This is a genomic window from Pseudoalteromonas nigrifaciens (assembly GCF_002221505.1).
Taxonomy (GTDB): domain Bacteria; phylum Pseudomonadota; class Gammaproteobacteria; order Enterobacterales; family Alteromonadaceae; genus Pseudoalteromonas; species Pseudoalteromonas nigrifaciens.
Genome location: NZ_CP011036.1, coordinates 2,348,797 through 2,372,317 on the forward strand (window position 1 = coordinate 2,348,797; position 23,521 = coordinate 2,372,317).

23 protein-coding genes and 1 pseudogene are annotated in these 23,521 nt (G+C 40.9%); 14 read left to right on the forward strand and 10 right to left on the reverse strand.

The features are described from left to right. Window positions 1-80: 80 nt before the first annotated feature. Window positions 81-1,481 carry a DEAD/DEAH box helicase gene (locus PNIG_RS11235; RefSeq protein WP_011328596.1) on the reverse strand — a complete coding sequence of 467 codons (1,401 nt, stop codon included), beginning with the start codon at window positions 1,479-1,481 and terminating at the stop codon, window positions 81-83. A gap of 150 nt (window positions 1,482-1,631) precedes the next feature. Here PNIG_RS11235 and PNIG_RS11240 point away from each other — a divergent pair, with 150 nt between their 5' ends. Continuing rightward, complete coding sequence (locus tag PNIG_RS11240) at window positions 1,632-2,054, forward strand: DUF1801 domain-containing protein (RefSeq protein WP_011328597.1); 423 nt, start codon at window positions 1,632-1,634, stop codon at window positions 2,052-2,054. A gap of 51 nt (window positions 2,055-2,105) precedes the next feature. On the opposite strand, the gene PNIG_RS11245 is transcribed toward PNIG_RS11240, so the two are convergent. Then, on the reverse strand, window positions 2,106-2,945 hold the full coding sequence (locus PNIG_RS11245) for an isopenicillin N synthase family dioxygenase (protein WP_058373708.1): 840 nt from the start codon (window positions 2,943-2,945) through the stop codon (window positions 2,106-2,108). A 276-nt stretch (window positions 2,946-3,221) separates the two neighbouring features. Between PNIG_RS11245 and PNIG_RS11250 the strand changes: the two genes are divergently transcribed. The 4 genes and pseudogenes from PNIG_RS11250 to PNIG_RS20180 all read left to right on the forward strand — a co-directional run. Then, window positions 3,222-4,424 carry a bifunctional alpha/beta hydrolase/OsmC family protein gene (locus PNIG_RS11250; protein WP_086999221.1) on the forward strand — a complete coding sequence of 401 codons (1,203 nt, stop codon included), beginning with the start codon at window positions 3,222-3,224 and terminating at the stop codon, window positions 4,422-4,424. Between the two features lie 146 nt (window positions 4,425-4,570). Next, window positions 4,571-4,702, forward strand: coding sequence for a hypothetical protein (locus tag PNIG_RS20280; RefSeq protein WP_256620718.1), 132 nt, complete (start codon window positions 4,571-4,573; stop codon window positions 4,700-4,702). A gap of 92 nt (window positions 4,703-4,794) precedes the next feature. After that, the gene (locus tag PNIG_RS11255; protein ID WP_089368521.1) at window positions 4,795-5,763 is read left to right on the forward strand and encodes an IS30 family transposase; all 969 of its coding nucleotides are present in this window, start codon (window positions 4,795-4,797) and stop codon (window positions 5,761-5,763) included. Window positions 5,764-5,785: 22 nt separating this feature from the next. Further along, window positions 5,786-5,992, forward strand: a pseudogene (locus PNIG_RS20180) (hypothetical protein); the annotation flags it as partial. Between the two features lie 28 nt (window positions 5,993-6,020). Here the strand turns inward: PNIG_RS20180 and PNIG_RS11265 are convergent. The 3 genes from PNIG_RS11265 to aspS all read right to left on the reverse strand — a co-directional run bounded on the left by PNIG_RS11265 (window position 6,021) and on the right by aspS (window position 8,770). After that, on the reverse strand, window positions 6,021-6,617 hold the full coding sequence (locus PNIG_RS11265; protein WP_011328601.1) for a pentapeptide repeat-containing protein: 597 nt from the start codon (window positions 6,615-6,617) through the stop codon (window positions 6,021-6,023). A 15-nt stretch (window positions 6,618-6,632) separates the two neighbouring features. Continuing rightward, the gene (locus PNIG_RS11270; protein ID WP_011328602.1) at window positions 6,633-6,863 is read right to left on the reverse strand and encodes a hypothetical protein; all 231 of its coding nucleotides are present in this window, start codon (window positions 6,861-6,863) and stop codon (window positions 6,633-6,635) included. A gap of 128 nt (window positions 6,864-6,991) precedes the next feature. Beyond that, entirely contained in the window at window positions 6,992-8,770 is a 1,779-nt protein-coding gene (aspS, locus tag PNIG_RS11275) for an aspartate--tRNA ligase (protein WP_011328604.1), read from the reverse strand. Between the two features lie 248 nt (window positions 8,771-9,018). On the opposite strand from aspS, the gene PNIG_RS11280 reads away from it, so the two are divergent. Continuing rightward, complete coding sequence (locus PNIG_RS11280) at window positions 9,019-9,867, forward strand: DUF72 domain-containing protein (protein ID WP_011328605.1); 849 nt, start codon at window positions 9,019-9,021, stop codon at window positions 9,865-9,867. 44 nt (window positions 9,868-9,911) lie between these two features. Beyond that, window positions 9,912-10,412, forward strand: coding sequence for a M48 metallopeptidase family protein (locus PNIG_RS11285; RefSeq protein ID WP_011328606.1), 501 nt, complete (start codon window positions 9,912-9,914; stop codon window positions 10,410-10,412). Window positions 10,413-10,454: 42 nt separating this feature from the next. Here the strand turns inward: PNIG_RS11285 and PNIG_RS11290 are convergent, their stop codons facing one another. Both PNIG_RS11290 and PNIG_RS11295 read right to left on the reverse strand, forming a co-directional pair. Further along, the gene (locus PNIG_RS11290) at window positions 10,455-11,468 is read right to left on the reverse strand and encodes a DUF5924 family protein (protein WP_089368522.1); all 1,014 of its coding nucleotides are present in this window, start codon (window positions 11,466-11,468) and stop codon (window positions 10,455-10,457) included. 149 nt (window positions 11,469-11,617) lie between these two features. Next, the gene (locus tag PNIG_RS11295; protein WP_089368523.1) at window positions 11,618-12,520 is read right to left on the reverse strand and encodes a LysR family transcriptional regulator; all 903 of its coding nucleotides are present in this window, start codon (window positions 12,518-12,520) and stop codon (window positions 11,618-11,620) included. A 121-nt stretch (window positions 12,521-12,641) separates the two neighbouring features. Here PNIG_RS11295 and PNIG_RS11300 point away from each other — a divergent pair, with 121 nt between their 5' ends. Further along, window positions 12,642-13,898 (forward strand): adenylosuccinate synthase, encoded by a 1,257-nt coding sequence (locus tag PNIG_RS11300; protein ID WP_011328609.1) that lies wholly within the window; start codon window positions 12,642-12,644, stop codon window positions 13,896-13,898. Window positions 13,899-14,022: 124 nt separating this feature from the next. On the opposite strand, the gene PNIG_RS11305 is transcribed toward PNIG_RS11300, so the two are convergent. Continuing rightward, the gene (locus PNIG_RS11305) at window positions 14,023-14,712 is read right to left on the reverse strand and encodes a DUF3334 family protein (RefSeq protein ID WP_089368524.1); all 690 of its coding nucleotides are present in this window, start codon (window positions 14,710-14,712) and stop codon (window positions 14,023-14,025) included. 116 nt (window positions 14,713-14,828) lie between these two features. On the opposite strand from PNIG_RS11305, the gene cmoA reads away from it, so the two are divergent. From cmoA to PNIG_RS11330, 5 genes are all read left to right on the forward strand, one after another. After that, the gene (gene cmoA / locus PNIG_RS11310) at window positions 14,829-15,554 is read left to right on the forward strand and encodes a carboxy-S-adenosyl-L-methionine synthase CmoA (protein ID WP_011328611.1); all 726 of its coding nucleotides are present in this window, start codon (window positions 14,829-14,831) and stop codon (window positions 15,552-15,554) included. Window positions 15,555-15,570: 16 nt separating this feature from the next. Continuing rightward, the gene (cmoB, locus tag PNIG_RS11315; RefSeq protein WP_089368525.1) at window positions 15,571-16,539 is read left to right on the forward strand and encodes a tRNA 5-methoxyuridine(34)/uridine 5-oxyacetic acid(34) synthase CmoB; all 969 of its coding nucleotides are present in this window, start codon (window positions 15,571-15,573) and stop codon (window positions 16,537-16,539) included. Window positions 16,540-16,728: 189 nt separating this feature from the next. Beyond that, a complete protein-coding gene (gene purM, locus PNIG_RS11320) occupies window positions 16,729-17,781 on the forward strand; it encodes a phosphoribosylformylglycinamidine cyclo-ligase (RefSeq protein ID WP_089368526.1) in 1,053 nt (350 codons plus the stop codon). Beyond that, window positions 17,781-18,428, forward strand: coding sequence for a phosphoribosylglycinamide formyltransferase (gene purN / locus PNIG_RS11325; RefSeq protein ID WP_011328614.1), 648 nt, complete (start codon window positions 17,781-17,783; stop codon window positions 18,426-18,428). Before purM ends, purN begins: the two co-directional genes overlap by 1 nt. Further along, complete coding sequence (locus PNIG_RS11330; RefSeq protein WP_370446719.1) at window positions 18,373-19,179, forward strand: DUF3108 domain-containing protein; 807 nt, start codon at window positions 18,373-18,375, stop codon at window positions 19,177-19,179. The genes purN and PNIG_RS11330 overlap by 56 nt, the downstream gene beginning before the upstream one ends. A gap of 115 nt (window positions 19,180-19,294) precedes the next feature. Here the strand turns inward: PNIG_RS11330 and PNIG_RS11335 are convergent, their stop codons facing one another. After that, window positions 19,295-19,729, reverse strand: coding sequence for a PACE efflux transporter (locus PNIG_RS11335; RefSeq protein ID WP_089368527.1), 435 nt, complete (start codon window positions 19,727-19,729; stop codon window positions 19,295-19,297). 115 nt (window positions 19,730-19,844) lie between these two features. Further along, entirely contained in the window at window positions 19,845-20,609 is a 765-nt protein-coding gene (locus PNIG_RS11340; RefSeq protein WP_058373720.1) for a class II glutamine amidotransferase, read from the reverse strand. 313 nt (window positions 20,610-20,922) lie between these two features. Between PNIG_RS11340 and fadE the strand changes: the two genes are divergently transcribed. Then, window positions 20,923-23,382 (forward strand): acyl-CoA dehydrogenase FadE, encoded by a 2,460-nt coding sequence (fadE, locus tag PNIG_RS11345; protein WP_011328618.1) that lies wholly within the window; start codon window positions 20,923-20,925, stop codon window positions 23,380-23,382. The last annotated feature ends 139 nt before the right edge of the window (window positions 23,383-23,521 follow it).

A 23,521-nucleotide genomic window follows, 5' to 3' on the forward strand; every position in this document is an offset into this window, starting at 1 on the left:
CACTAAAAAATCCCCATTAAAAAACGCGCTACTTGTAAAGCAAGTAAGCGCGTTTTTTGTCTCAGCGTTTAAAAGTATTATTAATCGTTGTTACTTGGACGACGACGGCGCTGAGTATTACCACCAACAGATTCGCGTTTTGCCCATGGGCTTTGCGCTTTATCATCCGTTTTAGCTACTGGCTTTTTAGAACCGCCTCTGCGCGCACCCGTACCGTTTCCGCCATTATTAGGCTTTTTATTATTTGGCTTGCTGCTGTCAGATTTAGGCTTATTAAATGGCTGATTGGTCTTTTTAGCTTTTTTAGGAGCGATTGGACGAGCATCTAAGTCGCGCTCTGGTACTGGGTTAACCGGCTCAAAACCTTCTTCGGTAGCACGAGGAATAAGCTCACCAATAAAGCGCTCAATGCCGTATAAATCCACTGCATCTTCCGTGGTTACAAACGAAATTGCATGGCCCGATGCACCGGCGCGGCCAGTACGGCCAATTCGATGCACATAATCTTCGTATACGTTTGGTAAGTCGTAGTTAACAACATGCGGTAATTCCACAATATCTAAACCACGGGCAACAATATCGGTTGCAACTAACACACGTACTTCACCGCTTTTAAAGCCATCAAGGGCTTTAACACGTGCGCCTTGCGATTTATTGCCATGAATAGCCGCGCCAACAATATCATCGCGCTCTAGTTGTTTAACTAAGCGGTTTGCGCCGTGCTTAGTACGGCTAAATACTAATACTTGCTGCCAATCGTTAGTACGAATTAGGTGGCTTAATAACGCTGTTTTACGTGGTTTATCTACCGCGTAAACACACTGAGTAACGCTTTTAGCTGTGGTGTTTTTTGCAGCAACAGAAATTTCAACCGGATCGTTTATCAACCCTTTTGCCAGTGCACGAATTTCGTCAGAAAAGGTTGCCGAAAACATTAAGTTTTGACGTTTTGCAGGCATTTTTGCAATCAGGCGTTTAATATCATGAATAAAGCCCATGTCGAGCATGCGATCAGCTTCGTCAAGAACTAGTACTTCAACACTATCAAACTTAACCGCATTTTGATTATGTAAATCGATTAGGCGCCCTGGAGTTGCCACTAAAATATCAACCCCTTTGCGCAAACGCTGCATTTGTGGGTTAATTTTAACGCCACCGTAAACTACAAACGAGCTTACATTTGAATGCTTTGCGTACTCTTCAACATTTTCACTAACTTGCAAAGCAAGCTCACGTGTTGGCGTTAAAATAAGTGCACGCACATGGTTACTTTTAGCTTTAGGACCGCTAGACAAACGCTCAATAAGTGGCAGTGTAAAACCCGCTGTTTTACCTGTTCCTGTTTGCGCTGCTGCCATCACATCACGACGCTCAATAATCGCCGGAATTGCTTGAGCCTGAATTGGCGTTGGCGTTTCATAGCCCTTCTCTAAAACCGCATTAACTAAAGACTGTGATAAACCTAAACCTTCAAAACTCATATAAACTCTCTTTTAAATAAGGCTAAACTAGCCAGTTGCGCGCATTATACCTATAACCTGCAATATTGCATAAAAATATTCACATCCAACTTTTAGTACTCATTTTTTGCTACTATTAACTACCGCTAAAAATAAATTAAAGAGTTACTTATGAGCTTAAAAACCCAAGCAAACCAAATAACTTTAGTTGAGTGTTTACATAATGTAGAGACTAAGCGGGAAGATGAGGCGAAAACATTACTCGCCCTATTTACAAAAGTCACTAATGAGCAAGCCGTTGTATGGGGTAAGGATATTATTGGCTTTGGCCACTACACCTATAAACATAACTCTGGCAGCAGTGAAAAATGGCCACTCACTGGCTTTTCCCCGCGTAAAACCAAGCTGTGTATTTATATAATGCCCGGCTTTGAAGATGAGACGATTAAAACCCTACTTAACCAGTTAGGAAAGCACAGTTTAGGTAAAAGCTGTTTATATATTACAAACCTAGCTAAAGTGGATTTAACGATACTCGCGCAGATTATTACAAGGTCACTCAACATTATGCAGCAGCGCTACCCGCAGTTATAAAACGCAAAAAACGGCTAAAAAGCCGTTTTTTTATATCGCGATATTTACTAGTTACTTAACGCCAAGCTCACGTAAACGCTCTTGCAAGTAACTATCAGCAGTATAGCGCTCTGATAACACCACATCTGGGCGAGGGTGTAAGAATAGTGGTAATGAAATACGCGACTTACTAGACGCTTTACCTGTTGGGTTAATTACCCGATGAATTGTTGAAGGGAAATAACCACCCGACGCTTCTTGTAGCATGTCACCAATATTAATGATCAAGCAACCAAAATCAGAAGGAACATCTAACCAACCGCCTTCGGTATTTTTAACTTGTAAACCCGGTTCATTAGAAGCAGGTAATACAGTTAGCAAGTTAATATCGCCATGCGCAGCTGCACGAATAGCACCTGGCTCTTCATCGCCGGTCATTGGTGGGTAATGTAAAATACGCAGCAATGTTTGCTCAGAATTAGCAATCATATCTTTTAAGTCAATCGAAAATTTAGCACGCACATCTGCTGGTGCTTCTGCTTGTACCCAACTTAAAAGCGTTGCTGCAAACTCATTAGCTAAACGATAGTACTCACGTATGTCTGCTTCTAACTGGGCAGGTACACGGCCTTTAGGATAAACATGGAAATACTCTTTAATGTCTTTAACTTTACAGCCTTTTGCCACTTCAGATACCGAAGGCGGAAAATAGCCATCTTGGGTGTCTTTAGAAAATAAAAAGTCCTGCTTTTGATCTGAGTTAAAAAAGTCTTGCCAATTTTTATAAATAGACTCAACTAAAGATTGCGGAATTGGATGGTTTTTTAATACCCCAAAGCCGGTATTTCTTAATGATTCAACAAATTGAGCAGCCGCATTGTCCGCTTTATAATCAACAGTAGGTAATTGCATTGTACATTCCAGTGAATAGGTTGTGAGAGATCATTTACATTATAGAGGTAGATTACTCTATTTAAGCAGCAAAGCCTGTATTATTACCACCGTGAGGATAGACAAACAGCCCTAAAATCATAAGGACATATGTCCGCACCTTGGCTAGGTGAGCAATCGAGTTGATCTTAATCAAATTATAAATAAAGATTGAAATAACATCACTTCGCACCTATCTCTGAACTATGATAGTAATGTTTATTATTTTGTACTTAAATTTAAGTATTAAGGCTTCTCATGCGACAAAAAGTATCTTTTAAAAGTGGTGATTTAAAATTGGCAGGACAACTTGAACTGCCCTCTGGTGAAATTAAATTTTACGCCCTATTCGCACACTGTTTTACCTGTGGCAAAGATATAGCGGCGGCAACACGTATCAGCCGTGCACTCACACAACAAGGGATTGCAGTATTACGATTTGATTTTACCGGCTTAGGTAATAGCGATGGCGACTTTGCCAATAGTAATTTCTCATCTAATATTCAAGACTTAGTAGCGGCCGCTAATCACCTGCGTGAACATTTTGGTGCGCCGCAGCTACTTATAGGCCACAGCTTAGGTGGAGCAGCAGTGCTGGCCGCTGCAGAGCACATACCAGAAGTATCGGCAATTACTACCATAGGTGCGCCGTCAGATGCACAACACGTAGCACACAACTTTAAAGCCCACCTAGATGAAATTAACGCAGCTGGCGAAGCTAAAGTAAATTTAGCAGGCCGCGAGTTCACTATTAAAAAACAATTTATAGACGATATAGCTAAGTACGATAAAAGCCACATAAGTAAACTTAAGCGCGCATTATTAGTAATGCACTCCCCTATTGACGCGACTGTAAATATTAGCGAAGCCGAAAAAATTTACGCATCAGCTAAGCACCCTAAAAGCTTTATTAGCCTAGATAACGCCGATCACTTACTTACTAATAAAAACGATGCCGACTACGCAGCAGATATTATTGCCACCTGGGCCAATCGTTATGTAAATTACGATAAAACTAAATATACGGCTAAATTAAATAATGGCAGCGTATTAGTAGAAGAAAAAGACCATGTATTTACTCAGCACGTAAGCACCAAAGAGCATACTTGGCTTGCCGATGAGCCACTAAAAGCAGGTGGCCATAACTTAGGCCCAGATCCGTATGAGCATTTACTCGCGGGGCTTGGCGCATGTACCTCTATGACACTGCGCATGTATGCGAGCCATAAAAAATTACCGTTGGAGCATGTCAAAGTTGAGCTTGAGCACACTCGCGATTATAAAAAACAAGACGGTGACGCAGAGCAAACCCAAGGTGTTGAAGCTATTACGCGTAAAATCACCTTAACGGGCGACTTAACCCCAGAGCAACGCGCGCGCTTACTCGAAATAGCCAATAAATGCCCAGTGCATAAAACCCTGCACAATAACCCGCTGGTGATAAGTGAATTGGTAGAGTAACGTATAATAATTTTAATTCTGTATATAAAATAGCGCAGTTAAAGCTGCGCTATTTTTTCATCTTGTTAAGCTAAATAATTAATTATTTTAAATGTGTGCGATAATAACCGTCATTGTTCCAATATTTTTAGCAAAAGAATCCATCCATGAAATCATATAATACCATTGCAGAACGAATTGAAATTTTACAAAGCCGAATCGAAGCCTATAAAGACGAAATTGAAGTATTAAAAGCTGAACCTAAAAGTGATAACGAACGCATTATTTTTAAGTCCTAGATTCAAATTGTAAGTGCATAACTTGTTTTGGCTAGATTAAGTGGTCAGTTGCTCATAAACTAACTGCTTTTTCTCCGGCAAGAGATTTTACAATGAGACATTACAAACAACTGACCTATGCGCAAAGATGCCAGATCGCCGTTCTAAAGAAAAGCGGTTTTACGCAACAAAGTATTGCTGAGCTAACTAATTTATCGCAATCTACGATTTCAAGAGAGCTTTCTAGAAATACAGGTAAGCGAGGTTACAGACACAAACAAGCTCATGAGCGGGCTTTGTTTCGCCGAAGAAGTGTAAGAAAACCGCTTAAGATGACACCTGAAATGATAGCTTTAATTACCCAGAAGCTTAATGAGAAGTGGAGTCCTGAACAAATAACGGGATGGTTACGCAAAGAAAGTGAACTGTCTGTCAGCCATGAATGCATTTATCTGTATATCTGGGAAGATAAAAAAGCAGGTGGTGAGTTATACCTACATCTGCGCCGACACGGTAAGAAATATCACAAGCGCAGTCATGGTAAAACAAACCGAGGGCAAATAAAAAATCGCGTTAGCATTGAAGAACGTCCACAAATAGTTGATGAGAAAGGCCGTATCGGAGATTGGGAAATAGATACCGTCATAGGTAAAGGTCATCGAGGCGCCCTTGTTACCATTGTAGAGCGGGTCACCCAATTCACTGTATCAACTCAGGTGGCAGGAAAAACAGCGGAAGCCGTCACTACGGCGACGATAGAACTATTAAGGCCATATAGGTCAGCGCTTCATAGCATCACGGCTGACAATGGAAAAGAGTTCGCTTATCACGAGCAAATCACAGAGGCTTTAAATGTTCCTGTTTATTTTGCTCACCCTTATCATTCATGGGAGCGCGGATTGAATGAAAACACGAATGGATTACTACGTCAGTATTGGCCGAAGAGCACCGATTTTAAGGCGGTAACACCAGCGCAAGTTATACCAGTACTTGAGCAACTTAATAATCGTCCGAGGAAGACACTTGGATTTGAAACGCCTGCAAAATTGATGCAGGATCACTTGGCGGCTAAAGCCGCCTAAACGTTATGCACTTCAGATTTGAATCCGCGAGTTTATTGAAACCGGCAGCACGGGTAAAACCAAAGACTATGTACGTGGTTTAGGCATTAAATCGTCTCGCGATAGCTTATATTCATCGGGTGATGTAACTAAGCTAATTAAAGATGGCGCAACCGATATTTCGCCAGCGTTGCTTGAAATAGCCAGAGTGCTTGCAAGTGCACGTAATAAAAATGGCCCTAGCTGTTAAAAAAGCTTAATTAGCCGTGTAATAACGGCTAATCCACCAGCTCCACACCTAATCCGCTGAGTAAATTCAACGCTTCAAAACGCTCAAATTTAGCCTTGGTTATTTGGTTGCTATTTAAATCGATATTAAATTGCGTGGCACCAACAAAGTCGCACTGGCTTAAATTAGTTTGAAAAAATTCGCTATCACGAAAATCAGTACCGCTAAATTTACTCTTAGCTAAATTTGCGTGCCTAAAGTCTACATTTTTTGCAAAGCAATCTGTTAGTTTAAGTGCTTTTAGAGTTAGTTCAAAAAAGGAACTGTGGCTAAGCTCACAGTGACTAAAACTCACAGCAGCATTAACACTAAGCTGCGGCCAGTTTATATCACTCCACTGTATACTGTTTAATTTACAATGACTAAAGTCAACATTTTCGAGTGAGCTATAACCCCATTTTAGTGATGCTAAATTGCATTTTTTAAAACTGCATTCTATAAAACGGCAGTGTTTAAATTGGCCATTTGAAAAGTCGCAATCTGTAAAAGTACAGTCTTCAAACTCTATATTCTCAAAAACCTGCTCTGTCAGTGCTAATGCTGTAAATTGTTGATCAAAATAGTGATTATTATTTTCTATAGACACGGTTTGAATATTACCTTAACGCGCAAATTGAGCTTTTTTAGGGAGATCTTTTTTCAGTGCGAGTATCGCTATAAATATTAAACCCAGAGGTAAAATTAGCGATAAACAGCCACCAACAAAAGCAATGACACCTGGATTAGTACTTTTTCGTTTACCTAATTTATAACTAATAAAAGCAAAAATAGGCACTAATAAAAGTATAAAAAAAGCGATAAACTCGCCAAAAAGAGTGATGTTAACTGACATAAGAATTCCTTTTCATCTGTATGATTATTGCAGTACTAAATTTAACCATAAAAAAACCCTTAAGCCTACACTTAAGGGTTTAATTTTTAATTATCTAACGCATATTTACAAAACACTGTAAAAATAATTTACTCTGCGCTTAGTACCGCTTTTTCTACTACGCTAATTGCAAGTTCTGCTAACGAATCAGCATTAGGCTTACTTGGCGCATTAGTTAATAAACACGACGCCTGCGTAGTTTTAGGGAACGCAATAACGTCACGAATGTTATCAGTACCACAAAGCAACATAGCTAAACGGTCAAGGCCAAAAGCTAAACCAGCATGTGGTGGCGTACCGTATTTAAGTGCGTCAAGCAAAAAGCCAAACTTGTCTTGTTGCTCTTGCTCATTAATACCTAAAATTCTAAACGCAGCTTCTTGCATATCAGCATTATGAATACGTACCGAACCGCCACCTACTTCGTAGCCGTTTAATACCATATCGTACGCATCTGAAATAGCAGCCGCAGGGTTTGCTTCAAGTTCACTTGCGCTCATGTCTTTTGGCGCAGTAAATGGATGATGTACAGCGTGCAGCGTACCTTCGTCATCTTCTTCAAACATTGGGAAATCTACAACCCAAAGTGGTGCCCAGCTATCAAGGTTAGTGATTTCTAAATCAATACCAATTTTAACGCGCAGTGCGCCCATTGCTTCATTTACTGTGTTTCGCTTATCGGCACCAAATAAAATAATATCGCCCGACTGTGCATTAGTACGCTCAAGTAACTGAGTAATTACATCTGCAGTTAAAAATTTAGCTACTGGTGACTGCACGCCTTCTGCGCCAGCAGTGTGATCGTTTACTTTCATCCACGCCATGCCTTTAGCGCCGTAAATACCAATAAACTTAGTGTAATCGTCAAGTTGTTTACGCGAAAGCTTAGCACCACCTGGTACAGTTAATACCGCAACACGGCCTTTTTCGTCATTTGCAGGGCCTGAGAAAACATTAAACTCTACGTCTTTAACTAAATCGGCAATATCAACAAGCTTCATTGGATTACGTAAATCAGGCTTATCTGAACCGTATAAGCTCATTGCTTCGCTGTAAGGCATAATTGGAAAATCGCCTAAATCTACATTTAGCAATGTTTGCCACATTTCGCGGATCATTTTTTCAGTCATACCACGTACTTGATCAGAGCTCATGAACGAGGTTTCAATATCTATTTGAGTAAACTCAGGTTGGCGATCAGCACGTAAATCTTCATCACGGAAACATTTTACAATTTGGTAGTAACGGTCAAAACCCGACATCATCAACAATTGCTTAAATAACTGCGGCGACTGCGGTAATGCGTAAAAACTACCTTTGTGAACACGACTCGGTACTAAGTAATCGCGCGCGCCCTCTGGCGTTGCTTTGGTAAGTACGGGTGTTTCTATGTCTAAAAAGCCGTTTTCATCTAAAAAACGACGCACAAAGCTGCTTGCTTTAGCGCGTAACTTAATGCGGTCGCTCATTTCTAAGCGACGTAGGTCTAGGTAGCGGTATTTTAAACGACGCTCTTCAGAGTTCACTTGGTTAAAATCAAGTGGTAATGGCTCTGAGCGGTTAATAATATTAAGCTCAGTGCCTAATATTTCGATTTCGCCTGTAGGCATGTCTTTATTTACTTGGCTATCTGGGCGTGCACGTACAATACCTTTTAACTGCACACAAAATTCTTGGCGAAGCGTGTTAGCTGAACTCATCAACTCTTCAATGTCAGAATCGAATACAACTTGTACTAAACCTTCTCTATCGCGTAAATCGACAAAGATAAGTCCACCAAGGTCACGTCGTTTGTTGATCCAGCCACATAGTTCAACTTCTTGATCTACGTGAGTTTTATTTAGCTGTCCGCAGTATATAGAGCGCATAGTTTTCCTGTCAGATAAAAGGCGTGCAACGGTCAAAAAACATTCGTTTTAAGTAGGGTAAATCTTTTTTATAAATACGAATATAAAAATAACACCGCTTGCAATTCAAAATAATCAAATTAAGCCCTGTATTATACGCAAGTGATATGAAGATACTAGGGCGGGTGTCGTTTTTTGCATCGGATTTAAAGCAGCATATTTTATTATTTGATACACTATAGCTACTTTATAATTAGGCGTTAGTTTGTATGCTATATATTGGGTGCCCACAGTGGTCAAGCAATGCGTGGAAAGGCAATTTATTTTCGAGCCAATGTAAAAATACCGATATGCTAAGCCAATACGCGCAACATTTTAACTCTGTAGAGGGAAATACCAGCTTTTACGCCGATCCATCCCCAAGTACTCTTTTACGCTGGGCAAACAGTGTACCCGACGATTTTAAATTTACCTTTAAGTTTCATCGGCGCTTTAGCCATGAGCTAAAGCTGACTAATGTACACAACGAGCTAACCGCTTGGCTTAACTTATTTGCACCAATTTTAGAGAAAACTGGGCAAATTATGCTGCAGCTGCCAAGTGCTTTTGGCCCTAATGATTTACCCAAGTTAGCGCAATTTATTAGCCTATTACCCAAAGAGCTAAACTTCGGGGTAGAAGTTCGCCATCCGGCATTTTTTCAAAAGGGTGAAGCCGAAATAGCGCTTAATCAATTATTAATGGCAAATAACATAAACCGTATAGCCATGGATACCCGCGCCCTATTTGCAGTTAAAGCGAATACAGAAGCGCTGATTGATGCACAACAAAAAAAGCCGCATCTGCCCGTGCATGCTATTGCTACAAGTGAGCAACCCATGGCACGTTTTGTTATTGCTAATTTACAAAGTGAATATAAAACCTTTTATAAGCCTTGGCTTAGTAAAGTAAAACAGTGGCTTGATGAAGGAAAAACGCCCTATGTATTTTTTCATACCGCAGACAACCGAGAAGCACCGTTATTAGCAAGGCAGTTTTGTAAGGACCTAGGTTATAACCACAAGGTACTAAATCCATTTAGCGGCGAGGCAGAAGCCCACCAGCAAGCACTGTTTTAAATAACCACTTACAACAAATAAAATGTTAGAACTTAGAGAGCAACATGAGTGAATATGCACGTTATTTTACCGGCTACCCTGCAAACATTGTTGAGCAAGTATTAAATCTAATCAGTAATGATAAAGTAAGTAACTACTTACTTAAAAAGTATCCGCAGGCACATAATATTACCAGCGACAAAGCACTTTTTAGCTACGCCACAGAGCTTAAAAAACAGTATTTAAAAAATGCCCCGCCGTTTGGTCGCGCCGCATTTAAAAAGCAAGGCGACATGGTCACTAATGCACTTGGCACGCACACCTATCGTATGCAAGGTAAAACTCGCAAGCACGATTTGGCCATCAACAGTGATTTACTGCGCGCTCCCGAGCCGTTATTAAAAGCCTTAGTGGTACACGAGCTCGCTCATTTTAAAGAAAAAGACCATAACAAAAGTTTTTATAAACTTTGTTGTCACATGGAGCCAAGTTACCACCAGCTAGAGCTTGATTTACGCATTTTTTGCGTGGCTGTAGAGCAAGGCAATAATCCTTACTTAAAATGAGCTAATTAAATTGCCGTAAACGCGCTAGTAAATGCACATTAGCTAAGGCAAAACTGTAAATTTAGTTAAACCTATAAGTTGCCCCGATTCTGTTACTACTTGCACCTGCCATTTACCGACAGAATCAGTTGGGAAATTTACTTTATGGGTCCACGCTCTATAACCTTGCTCTCGCCCACCACTTATATTTAGTGTGATCCGATCTACTTCTTTATTGTTGTATAGCCACACATGAAATATCTTTTCATTTAATCCTCTGGGCGCTTTAACAGCAGTCCACGTATATAACCCCTGATGATGTAGTGAATAAGAGTCTAATTGCTTAATATTACCAATAGGTTGGCGTTGCTCTAAATCAACCTCGTGCGATAAAGTAATATCGGTTAAGCGCAAAGCCGCTGGCGGCACCCAGCTACGTAGTTGCCATAAGCCAGCACTTAATATACACAAAATCACTACCAATAAAGGAAATCGCCACCAGCGGGTATTAGGCATTAAGTTGCCTAAACTGGGGAGGGTAAAAATAACAGCAGTAACCAAAGCAATTGCTAAGCTTTGGCTAGTGGTTACATTAAATAAAATAGGCAAAGTAACCAATATAACGACAAACAATGCAAAGTTATGAAACACCGCAAATAACATGCGATTTTTTGCTAACTTTTTATAATACAAAGGATCAATTACCGATATGACTGCACACATTATCATTAGCGCGGTAAAAATAGCTTGCGGGTGATCCCACTGCGTTACCGCTAAAAAAAATGGCAAAGCAAAAAACAGGCTTTCTTGTTGCACCATTTGTAAAGCAAAGCGCATAAAGTTGGGCGATACCGCGACACCAAATCTTTGCTCTACTTTATCGCGCAACCAGTTATCAATAATTAACCATACCCAGCTCACTAGCAAAAATATGGCAATAAATTGCGAAAACGATTCTTTTCGCTCAACTAACACATAACTTGCCACACCAGAGCAAAATGCTATTACCGCTAATAATCCCGGCCGCTGTTGCATTGCGATTATAAATTTTGTTATTAAACTTTTAAAATAGTCCATCTAATTTTGGGTCCGTACAAGTGTGCATGCTAAAGCGCTTAAAAACATAAGCGTTTTATCTTAAAGTAATTACCTGAACAACACATAAATAGCATAAAACCCCTTAGCTTATTAACAATATAATAATCGGTAGTAATATTAAGTGATGACTATTTTGGTTGTTTTAAATGGGTGCGCGAAATTTCTTCATTTACCCAGTGTAGTAACTGTTTTATTGCCTTAGATAGCACCTGATTTTGCCGCACTATATAACCTAAACTGGTGGTTGGGAATTGCGGTAAAGCCGTTACTGTATTGGTTAAATTAGCTTTAGAGCGCAGCGAAAACTCAGGAACAATTGCCACGCCAAAACCAGCTTCTGCCCAATCAATTTGTGCATCAACACTACCCACTTCCATAACCCGATAACTCGGTAAATTTAAAGACGGTAGCGCATTATCTAATAACTCTCGGGTGCGGGTATCGTGGCCTAATAAAATTAATGTTGGCGGCTCAGTGAGTACCATACTTTCATCGTTTTTTGCTTGCTGCCATAACGCTAAATTATTTCCCAGCGCACACCACTTTATCTGTTGGAGTTCACTAAAATGCAGTGGCTCACTTTCTTTTTGAGCAATTACAAAGCCTAAATCGGCTTCTGCACTTTTAACCAGCGCCGATGCCTGTGACGAGGTGGTATTAAGCAAGGTAAAATCAATCCCCGGGAACTGGGTTTTAAACAGCTGAAAAGGCTCTATGAGTAACAAGCGAGAAATAATATCACTGGCTGCAATGGTGAGTGTGCCTTGGCTTAAGTTATTTATTGCATTTAGATCAGACTGACATACCTTCAATTCCCATAAGGTTTTTTGCCCCGACTGTAATAAACGCAAACCCGCTTGGGTTAAACAAAAGGGGTTACGCTCGATTAACTTTACCCGCGTCATTTTTTCTAACTGCTTAATATGCAAGCTCACATTAGGTTGCGTCATGTGCAGTGCACTTGCCGTTTTACCAAAGTGCTTTAGCTCTGCTAATGTAACAAAGGTTTTTAACCAATGAATATCTAACATCTCACTTCCTTAATATTGCACACGCCATATGGAATCCTTATTGATATCATAATTATAATTAATTTCTCTTATTTTAACAGCCCGCATATCATATCAGCTTGTTCAATTTGGAGATTAAATTATGCCGTCAATTGTTGTTGTAGGTGCAAACTGGGGTGATGAAGGCAAAGGCCGCATCGTAGATTTTTTAGCTGAGAACGCATCAGCAAGCATTCGCTTTCAAGGTGGTAATAACGCCGGTCATACCGTTGTGAATGATTTTGGCACCTTTAAACTACACCAATTACCTAGCGGTATTTTTAATCCTGATTGCATAGCAGTACTTGGCCCAGGCATGGTAATAAGCCCTAGCGCCTTAAGTGAAGAAATAGCCGAAGTTAAAGCCGCTGGCGTTAATGTAAAGCTGTGTATTTCTGATCGTGCCACTTTATGTCTGCCTTTACATGCCCTTGAAGACACCCTTGAAGAATTACGTTTAGGCGACGCTGCTTACGGCTCGACTCGCCAAGGTATTTCGCCAGCGTATGGCGACCGAGTAATGAAAAAAGGCATTTTAGTGGGTTGGTTAAATCAGCCTGACGTTTTACTAGAGCGTATTCAATTTATGCTTGATTGGAAAATGCCACAGCTAAAAGCCTTATATCCAAGTTGTGATTTTTCACAAACAGCTGAAGAAATGACGCAGTGGTTACTCGATGTTACCGCGCCTTGGCGTGCATTTATTTGTAATGTGACAGAGCCGTTAAAAGCACTACAAAAACAAAATGCTAATTTATTATTTGAAGCTCAGTTAGGTGCCGGTCGCGATTTAGTTTATGGCGAATACCCTTACACTACCTCTTCAAACGTAACGGCCGCTTATGCAGGCATAGGCAGCGGTTTACCTGCGCTTCGTCCTGAACGTGTTGTTGCGGTAGCAAAGTCGTTTAGCTCATCAGTAGGTACAGGTACTTTAGTTACTGCAATGGAAGAGCAAGACAATTTTCGTGAAAGCGCTAACGAATATGGCGCAGTAACTGGCCGTCCACGCGACATGGGCTACTTTGATGCAGTTGCCACGCGCAACGGTGTTGAGCTACAAGCTGCCACCGAAATTGCCTTAACCAAAATTGATTGTTTATCGGGTATGAAAGATTTAAAAATCTGTGTTGCCTATGATGGCGATCATAGCGAAAACCCAATTTGGCCACAAACGGCTGCATTAAGCCCTGTGTATGAAAATATGCAACCTTGGGATGAAGACATTACCGGTTGTCGTACCTTCGACAGCCTACCAATTGCAGCGCAACAATACGTTGAGCGCATTGAAGCGTTAATGGGCGTACCAATAACTATGGTGTCTGTTGGTCCTGAGCGCGAACAGATGATTATTCGCTAAATAGCGCTATTGTGTTTAAATAACTGTTGGGTTAAATCATGCAACCCAACAGTTATTAATAAAGGCCAACACTGCGCTTGGCTGGTTTTTATGACCTTAACCACATAATTATTTTAACGTATTCTTACAGCCCTAGTCCTGCCATAAAGTCGTCATCATCACTATCTTCTGCTTCTTTTTCAGCTTTAACTTTCGCTTTTTCTGCTTTTTGTTTTGCTTCGTTTTCGATAATATCGTCGGGATCTATTGCTTCGATAATGTCAAAGTCGTGTAATTTAATAAACTCAGTTTTATCCATTGCCAGCTCTAAATAAAATATATTTTGTTTACTGGTGGTAAACGTTACGCGGCGCGCTTGTGGGCGATCCATTGTGGTATCTACCGATATTTGTACCTGTTTATTAATTGCCATCATTTTTGGCTGATTTTGGGTAATAGAGGTATGTAATTGCTCGCGTACTTTAGAGGTAAAGTCGCCAACTATTTGGTTCATTAACTCGCCTAACACATTTGATACATCGTCAGACAAATGACTATGTGCTATTTCTTCTTCGGGCATGCCCATGTTACGCATGTAATCGCCATAAATTTCCATTGCCGCTTGCGATGTGAAATTAGTAATTACTAGGCCAGTAAAGCCACCATCAAATAACACAAAACAGCCAATATCTGGGCGCATACAAGTACGGGTAATTTTTTGCACCATAGCGGAGTAACTAACACTATTACCACTGGCCGAAGTGAGTACCCCTGTAACCGAGTGACAAAGGGTTGCTAATATATCATCGGTGCTAATAACTTTACTTTTGCTCATTTAATAGTCTCATTTATACTTATTTTTCATTATTCTAGCCAAGCTACTTAATTTATCACTGACTATCCAGCATAAAATGTTAAAATAGCGCCATTATTTTCAAAGAGACTGGCTTCGTGACCATTAAAGACAGTATTTATGCCTCTGAGCAACAAGTTAAAGACTTTAGTTTTGATCAAAACGTAGTCGAAGTTTTTCCTGATATGATCCAGCGTTCAGTGCCGGGTTACGCCACTATAGTGAGCACTATGGGTAAACTTGCCGGTGAGTATGCGCAAAGTAACTCTAATCTTTACGATTTAGGCTGCTCGCTGGGTGCGGTTACGTTAAGTATGCGCCGTAATATTCGCACCGATAACTGCCATATTATTGCAGTAGATAACTCACAAGCTATGGTTGAGCGTTGTAAGGTACATTTACAAGGCTTTAAGTCTGAAGTACCGGTTACCGTTACCTTAGGCGATATTAACGAGCTTGAAATTCAAAATGCTTCAGTGGTGGCAATGAACTTTACGCTGCAGTTTATTCCGCATGCACAACGCCAAGCCGTGCTTGAAAAAATATACGCCAACTTAAAACCCGGCGGTGTATTACTGTTAAGCGAAAAAATAAAAGCCGAAAACGAGCTGTGCGATAATTTACTAATTGACCTACACCACGATTTTAAACGCCATAATGGGTATTCGGAGCTTGAAATAAGCCAAAAGCGCACCGCTATTGAAAACGTAATGCGCCCAGATACGCTAAGCACGCACTTTACCCGCTTAAAAGATATTGGCTTTAGCCAAACTCAGGCGTGGTACCAATGTTTTAATTTTTGCTCAATGATCGCAATTAAATAAAGAGAGTAAGTAATTTATGTCTCAATGGTTTAACCAATTTTACGCCGCTATTGCCCAAAGCCCACTTAGTCACTGGCTAGAAACCCTGCCTGCGCAATTAAAACATTGGCAGTTAGAGGCAAGTCATGGCGACTTACCTAAATGGCAAAAAGTGCTTAAAAATTTACCTGAAGTTAAAACTCAACATGTTGATATTACTACTCAGGTAAAAATTGGCGCAGCGGGTGAAATGACCGATGGTGAGCAAAAACAAACCCTCCATTTATTAAAACGTATGATGCCATGGCGCAAAGGCCCATTTAGCGTTCACGGCATTGAAATAGATACAGAGTGGCGCAGCGATTGGAAATGGGATCGCCTGCTTCCACATATTGAGCCACTCAAAGGCCGCACAGTGTTAGATATTGGCTGTGGCTCGGGCTATCATTTATGGCGTATGCGCGGTGAAGGCGCTCAGTTTGTAGTAGGCATTGACCCCTCTGACTTATTTTTGTGTCAGTTTCAAGCTATAAAACACTTTAACCCCGACGAAAACGTGCATTTATTACCACTGGGTGTTGAAGCACTACCCGAGTTAAAAGCATTTGATACGGTATTTTCGATGGGGGTACTTTATCATCGTCGCTCGCCTATCGACTTTTTAGCGCAATTAAAAGCACAGCTGCGCCCCGGTGGCGAGTTAGTCCTAGAAACCTTAGTCATTGAAGGCGACGAAAATACGGTACTTGTACCCACCGACCGCTACGCTAAAATGCGTAACGTGTGGTTTATTCCAAGCACCGCAGCATTAAAGCTATGGATGGAGCGCGTCGGTTTTAAAGATGTTCAAGTGAAAGATTGTGCGATTACCACCTTAGATGAGCAACGCAAAACTGCTTGGATGGAAAACGAATCGTTAGTCGACTTTTTAGATCCAAACGACACCAGTAAAACCATTGAAGGTTACCCGGCACCACTACGTGCTATTTTAACTGCTAAAGCATAGCGTTAACTGCAACATCAGCAAACAGTAAAAAACGCCTAAGGGCGTTTTTTTGTTTATTTAGCCAGCAATTAGCGGACAAGTGTCCTGTTAATTATTTCAATACTATATTTACGCTAGCCGCGGTTACGCAATTGTTGTAAAATACGCGCGTTTCTAAGCAACCCAAAACAACTATTTTGAGGAAAACCTGTGAGCGAACAAAAACAGTCTCTAAGCTATAAAGACGCGGGCGTAGATATCGACGCTGGTAATGCACTTGTTGAGCGTATTAAAGGTGTGGTTAAAAAAACTCGTCGTCCTGAAGTAATGGGCGGTATTGGTGGTTTTGGCGCACTTTGCGAAATTCCGGCAGGTTATAAGCAACCAGTATTAGTTGCCGGCACTGATGGTGTGGGTACTAAGTTACGTTTAGCTATCGATCTTAAAAAGCACGACACTGTAGGTATCGACTTGGTCGCTATGTGTGTAAACGATTTAATTGTTCAAGGTGCTGAACCGTTGTTTTTCCTAGATTACTATGCAACAGGTAAGCTAGACGTAGACACGGCCGCCGACGTAGTAACCGGTATTGGTAAAGGCTGTGAAATTTCTGGCTGTGCCCTTATTGGTGGTGAAACCGCAGAAATGCCTGGTATGTACGACGGCGAAGACTACGATATGGCTGGTTTTTGTACCGGTGTTGTAGAAAAATCAAAAATTATTGATGGCACTAAAGTAGCCGCGGGCGATCAACTTATCGCGCTTGCTTCAAGTGGTCCGCATTCAAATGGCTTCTCACTTATTCGCAAAGTGCTTGAAGTATCTAAAGCAGATACAAGCGCTGATTTTGAAGGCAAAACATTAGGCGAAACATTGCTTGAACCTACTCGCATTTACGTTAAACCACTGCTTGAGTTATTCAAGCACGTTGACGTACACGCGCTTTCGCACATTACCGGTGGCGGCTTTTGGGAAAATATCCCACGCGTATTACCTGCCTCTGCAAAAGCAGTAGTAAAAGGCGATAGCTGGCAGTGGCCTAGTATTTTTAACTGGTTACAAGAAAACGGTAACATTACTACACACGAAATGTACCGCACATTTAACTGTGGTGTAGGCATGGTGTTAGTTGTTCCAGCCGACAAACTAGAACAAAGCTTAAGCATGTTAAAAGACTTGGGCGAAAACGCATGGCACCTTGGTGAAATTCAAGACGCTAAGCCTGGCGAAGAGCAAGTTGAAATTGTAGGTGGTGCTAAGTAATGGCACCCACTCGTCTTGTAGTTTTAATCTCAGGCGGTGGCTCTAATTTACAAGCCATTATTGATGCCTGTGAAAGTGGCGAGATAAATGCGCAAATAGCGGCTGTTATTAGTAACAAAGCAGACGCTTATGGCCTAGAGCGTGCTAAGCAAGCAGGCATTGCTACACAAGTGCTGAGTCATAAAGATTTTGACTCGCGCGAGGCCTACGATACACAGTTAATGAGCATCATTGACTCTTTTATACCGAATCTAGTTGTATTAGCTGGGTTTATGCGTATTCTTACTCCTAACTTGGTGCAAAAATATATTGGAAAAATGTTGAACATTCATCCATCTTTGTTGCCTAAGTACCAGGGGCTGAATACCCACCAAAGAGCAATTGATGCAAATGATGATGTTCATGGCGTAAGTGTTCATTTTGTAACTGAAGAGCTAGACGGAGGTCCGGTTATACTTCAGGCAAAAGTACCTGTACTCAAGGATGATACAGCAGACACATTAGCAAAACGCGTGCACGAACAAGAGCATATAATTTATCCTTTGGTGGTCAAATGGTTCAGTGAACACAGACTAACTATGGAAGCAGATTATGCAGTTCTTGACGAAACAAAACTTCCTGCACACGGCGCGCAGTACCCACAATAAAAAAATAAGTGCCCTGCTATTATGTGTGGGCACTTTACTTCCAACTAGCCTTATTGCCGGCGAATTGACACAGTACGAAGCTAAGTATGATATTTTACGCAAAGGTAAAAATCATGGTGAAGCCGTGCGTGAACTCAAAAAGATAAGTGACGATAACTACGAGTTAACCTATCACAGCAATATTGAGTGGATGATTTTTTCTGACTCACGCCAGGAAACCTCTAAATTTACCTTTAAAGATGGCAAAGTGAGCCCGCATCATTATTCAATGATCCGTACCGGCACTGGTCCTGATAAAGACTACAACATTGATTTTGACGCACAAAAAAAAGTCGTTAACAGTAGCCGCAGCGAATATCCGCTTGAATGTGAATGGACTGATGACTTTCAAGATGCTATTTCGTATCAGGTGCAAGTACGCGAAGGTTTGAAAAAAGGCGAAACCAGTTTTTCATTCCCATTAATCGATAAAAAAGGTAATCGCCGCGACTACAATTTTGAAGTTGTTGCAACAGAGATGATTTCATTACCTATCGGCAACGTAGAAGCAATTAAAGTAAAACGCTTATACGATAATGACAAACGCCAAGCACTTGCTTGGTTTGCACCAGAAATGGATTACATGTTAGTGCGTATGTGGAAAGGTGAAAAAGGAATGGAGCAATTTGAAGTGCAAATAAACTCATTTACCGTGACAACACCTGTCATTGCCCCACCTACTGATATTAAAAAAGTAACAAGCCCAGAGTAAGCAATTATTTTTAGCTACAAATGGCTTTATTACTATTAGTTTATATAAAGCGCGATGCAAATCGCGCTTTTTTTATACGTTTTGTTTCGCGATTAAATCTAAAAGTTAAACTTTATTAAGCCTCACTTTGCTGCTGCGCAGAAGCAGGCAAGCCAAAAACCCGATCGAACGCCCATGTAAAAACAATTGCATAAACAAAAAAGAATGCAAAAAACCCAAGGTTCGCTATAAACGCACTCAGCACTGAAATTTTCAACCACAGCGCCATAACAGGCACTAAAATTAAAACAAGACCACCTTCAAAGCCAATTCCGTGTAATAAGCGACGATTGAATGAGCGACCTTTTATTGTTTGCTGAGACTCCCAGCGCTCAAATAATGCGTTAAATACATAGTTCCAGCTAAGTGCTACGCTAGATAATATAAAAGCGAGGCCTATCGCCGAAGTGGCTGATTTATCAAACATAAAACTTATAATAGGGCCAACAAAAGCAATGGCAAATAATTCATACAACACAGCTTGTAGAATACGGCGTTTTTTAGGAGTCATAATATAATTCCGATAATAAATAATGTACTTGGTCAGCTCAATATAAAAGCCCGCGTCTACTTTACTACAACAATTTTTAGCGCTCTCAACTAAGCGCTAAAGGCAAAAAACAAGCTTAAATCAACTCACCCATCTTAAATAATACAAACTCACCCGGCTGCATTTTTTTCCAGCGCTCGTCGTTAGTCAGTGGTTTTGTTGCTATAACACTAACAACATCGTTGGGCGTGGTTTCTTCGTTAAAATCAACCACCATGTCAGCATCAATAAGCGTCGCTTTTCCAAAGGGCGCACGGCGAGTTATGTAATGTAAGTTATTGGTACAGTAAGCTAAAACAAATACGCCATCGGTCAGCAGCATATTAAATACGCCCTTTTCGCGCAGCGTATGCGAAAGCGTTGCTGCATAACGAAATACTGATGCCATATCCTCAGGCTTATTTGGGTACTTAGTGCGTATTTGATCCAGCAGCCAGCAAAAAGCCAACTCGCTGTCAGTATCGCCAACAGGTCGGTAATGATCTGGCTTTAAATCATGATAATTAGATAACTGGCCGTTATGCGCATAAGTAATTTCGCGCCCCCACAGTTCACGCGTAAACGGATGCGTGTTTTCAAGGCACACTTTGCCACGGTTACCTTGGCGAATATGGCTAATAACCGACACACTTTTAATCGGGTATGCTTTAACTAACTTAGCAATTTCTGACTGGTAGCTTGGCTGCGGATCTTTAAAGGTTCTGCAGCCTTTACCTTCGTAAAATGTAATACCCCAACCATCTCTATGTGGCCCGGTATTACCGCCGCGCTCTAGCAGCCCCGAAAAACTAAAACAAATATCTGTAGGCACATTCGCCGACATGCCAAGCAATTCACACATAAAATAAATTAACCTTTAAACCACGTATTAATAAATAACGTTATATTTTTATATTAAGCGTACACTATTTAGTTATGTGTACAGGCGTCTATATTTACTTAAAAAATAAAATTTTACTATCAGATTATATTTTTTTTGTTGCTATGAATGCATAGACTAAAGCTGTAACTTACTTTATTAACGTTGGCTCTATTAAATGAGCTGCTTTTGTACGGCTATTTCGATCAAAATTTAACTACGTAAGGTACTTGAAACTTAGCGTTACTAACGCTACTCTAACTAAGGTGGTCTGACCTCTAATAAGGAATTAGCAATGACACTCATATTTACACTCGGTTTAATCGCACTGCTCAGCGCAGCGGTTTACCACAGAGCAAGTTGGAACACCGCACTTGGTGTTTCTATTGCAACATTATTAATTGGTACCTTTGCGGGTGCTTTTGGTTTAATTAGTTGGATAATATTTTTAATTATAGCGGTGCCTCTCTCTGTTACTGGTATTCGCCAGCAATATATTGTTAAGCCTCTTTTTACTATGTTTAAAAAAGTAACGCCTAGCATGTCTGATACTGAAAAGTCAGCCATTGATGCCGGTACAACATGGTGGGAAGCTGATTTATTTTGTGGTAACCCAGATTGGAAAAAGTTACACCAATATCCAGTGCCTAAGCTAACTATTGAAGAACAAGCCTTTATCGATGGCCCTGTTGAAGTAGTGTGTAGTATGCTCGATGACTGGGAAGCAACACACGAACTTACCGATCTTCCTCAAGATGTATGGCAATACCTAAAAGATAACAAATTTTTTGCCATGATCATCAAAAAAGAATATGGCGGTTTACAGTTCTCAGCATTTGCACAGTCGTGCGTACTACAAAAGCTAACCAGTAAATCAACCTTACTTTCGTCAATTGTTGGCGTACCAAACTCATTAGGCCCTGGTGAATTACTCCAGCACTATGGAACAAAAGAGCAAAAAGACCATTACTTACCGCGCCTTGCCAGTGGCCAAGAAATTCCATGTTTTGCATTAACCTCGCCAGAAGCAGGTTCTGATGCAAGCTCAATTCCAGACTACGGTGTAGTATGTAAAGGACAATGGAAAGGTGAAGAAGTTGTAGGTGTTAGCCTTACATGGAACAAGCGTTATATTACGCTTGCACCTGTGGCTACGGTACTAGGGCTTGCATTTAAATTACAAGATCCTGATGGTTTAATTGGTGATAATAAAGAGCCTGGCATTACCTGTGCACTTATTCCAACCGATACTCCAGGGGTTGAAATTGGTCGTCGCCACTTCCCGCTTAATGTGCCGTTTCAAAATGGTCCTACGCAGGGTAAAGATATATTCGTACCGCTTGATTACATTATTGGTGGGCCAGATATGGCAGGCCAAGGCTGGCGTATGCTGGTTGAGTGTTTATCGGTTGGCCGTGCAATTACATTGCCGTCAAACTCAGCCGGTGGCATTAAAATGATTGCTGTTGCAACCGGTGCCTACAGCCGTATTCGTCGCCAGTTCCGCTTACCTATTGGTAAAATGGAAGGCGTTGAAGAGTCGTTAGCAAAACTTGCTGGTTATGCATATAGCTCTGATGCTGCAGTAAGCATGTCTACCGGTGCGGTAGATTTAGGCGAAAAACCTTCGGTTGTTTCGGCTATTATTAAATACCACCTTACAGAACAAATGCGTGACTCTACCCTGCACGCCATGGACGTACTTGGCGGTAAGGGCATCATGCTTGGGCCAAATAACTATTTAGGCCGTGGTTATCAAGGTGCACCTATTGCGATTACCGTTGAAGGTGCCAACATTTTGACCCGTAATATGATTATTTATGGTCAAGGTGCAATTCGCTGTCACCCGTTTGTACTTACCGAACTAGGTGCGTGCGAAATTGAAGACCGTGAAGAAGCGCTAAACGTATTTGATAAAGCATTAATGGGTCACATTGGCTTTACCATGTCTAACCTTGTGCGCACTAAATGGCTCGCGTTAACGGGGGCTCGTTTTACAAGTGTGCCGTACAAAGACGAAACCGCTGAGTTTTACCGTATAGCGTCGCGCTTTAGTGCATCACTTGCACTTATGTCTGACATTAGCATGGCAGTATTTGGTGGCTCACTAAAACGTAAAGAGCGTATTTCTGCTCGCTTAGGTGACTTACTAAGCTACCTATACTTAGTGTCTGCAACGCTTAAACGTTATAACGACGAAGGCCGTAAAAAAGAAGACTTCCCGTTAGTACAGTGGAGCTGTCAAGATCACCTGTATCATTGTCAACGCGCACTTGCTGATTTAATTAATAACATGCCTTCTGCTCCACTGCGTGGCGTATTAAAAGTATTGTTATTCCCGTTTGGCCGTCCGGTTCGTAAACCTACCGACCAACTTGAACACAAATTAGCGCAAATACTACAAGTACCTAGCGAAACGCGTAATCGTTTGGCAAGCTATGTGTATTTAACAAATGAGCCGCTTAACCTTGTAGGCCGTCAAGAGCAAACGCTTAAAGACGTACTTGAAGTTGAGCCATTATTTGACCGTGTATGTAAAGAAAAAGGCCTTAAACTGCCATTCTTTCAGCTTGATAAAGTAGCGCAAATGGGTCTTGAGGCTGGTATTTTAAGCCAAGCAGAAGCTGACAAGTTAGCAGCTGTAGAACAAGCTCGTTTAGACGTTATAAACGTTGACGACTTTGATCCTGCTGATTTACTCGCTGGTAAAGCAGCTCGTAATAATAAACCTAAAAAAACTGATGCCGCTAAATAAGCCCAGCATCTACTTTTAAGTTATAAAAGCCAGCACATTATGTGCTGGCTTTTTTATGTGTAAGATTTTGATACACTTTTGTTGTACATAAAACCAGCTGCTTATTGCGTTTAAAAACTGTTCAGGTAAAACTGCTATA

Bases quoted from the DNA above. Each gene is read 5' to 3' on its own strand.
- PNIG_RS11285 (WP_011328606.1), top strand. From the start codon at position 9,912: ATGAGTGAATATGCACGTTATTTTACCGGCTACCCTGCAAACATTGTT.
- PNIG_RS11300 (WP_011328609.1), top strand. From the start codon at position 12,642: ATGCCGTCAATTGTTGTTGTAGGTGCAAACTGGGGTGATGAAGGCAAA.
- PNIG_RS11245 (WP_058373708.1), bottom strand. From the start codon at position 2,945: ATGCAATTACCTACTGTTGATTATAAAGCGGACAATGCGGCTGCTCAA.
- cmoB (WP_089368525.1), top strand. From the start codon at position 15,571: ATGTCTCAATGGTTTAACCAATTTTACGCCGCTATTGCCCAAAGCCCA.
- PNIG_RS11295 (WP_089368523.1), bottom strand. From the start codon at position 12,520: ATGTTAGATATTCATTGGTTAAAAACCTTTGTTACATTAGCAGAGCTA.
- PNIG_RS11250 (WP_086999221.1), top strand. From the start codon at position 3,222: ATGCGACAAAAAGTATCTTTTAAAAGTGGTGATTTAAAATTGGCAGGA.
- PNIG_RS20280 (WP_256620718.1), top strand. From the start codon at position 4,571: ATGAAATCATATAATACCATTGCAGAACGAATTGAAATTTTACAAAGC.
- PNIG_RS11335 (WP_089368527.1), bottom strand. From the start codon at position 19,729: ATGACTCCTAAAAAACGCCGTATTCTACAAGCTGTGTTGTATGAATTA.
- PNIG_RS11255 (WP_089368521.1), top strand. From the start codon at position 4,795: ATGAGACATTACAAACAACTGACCTATGCGCAAAGATGCCAGATCGCC.
- PNIG_RS11270 (WP_011328602.1), bottom strand. From the start codon at position 6,863: ATGTCAGTTAACATCACTCTTTTTGGCGAGTTTATCGCTTTTTTTATA.
- PNIG_RS11280 (WP_011328605.1), top strand. From the start codon at position 9,019: ATGCTATATATTGGGTGCCCACAGTGGTCAAGCAATGCGTGGAAAGGC.
- aspS (WP_011328604.1), bottom strand. From the start codon at position 8,770: ATGCGCTCTATATACTGCGGACAGCTAAATAAAACTCACGTAGATCAA.
- PNIG_RS11340 (WP_058373720.1), bottom strand. From the start codon at position 20,609: ATGTGTGAATTGCTTGGCATGTCGGCGAATGTGCCTACAGATATTTGT.
- PNIG_RS11330 (WP_370446719.1), top strand. From the start codon at position 18,373: ATGCAGTTCTTGACGAAACAAAACTTCCTGCACACGGCGCGCAGTACC.
- purN (WP_011328614.1), top strand. From the start codon at position 17,781: ATGGCACCCACTCGTCTTGTAGTTTTAATCTCAGGCGGTGGCTCTAAT.
- PNIG_RS11240 (WP_011328597.1), top strand. From the start codon at position 1,632: ATGAGCTTAAAAACCCAAGCAAACCAAATAACTTTAGTTGAGTGTTTA.
- fadE (WP_011328618.1), top strand. From the start codon at position 20,923: ATGACACTCATATTTACACTCGGTTTAATCGCACTGCTCAGCGCAGCG.
- PNIG_RS11305 (WP_089368524.1), bottom strand. From the start codon at position 14,712: ATGAGCAAAAGTAAAGTTATTAGCACCGATGATATATTAGCAACCCTT.
- PNIG_RS11235 (WP_011328596.1), bottom strand. From the start codon at position 1,481: ATGAGTTTTGAAGGTTTAGGTTTATCACAGTCTTTAGTTAATGCGGTT.
- PNIG_RS11290 (WP_089368522.1), bottom strand. From the start codon at position 11,468: ATGGACTATTTTAAAAGTTTAATAACAAAATTTATAATCGCAATGCAA.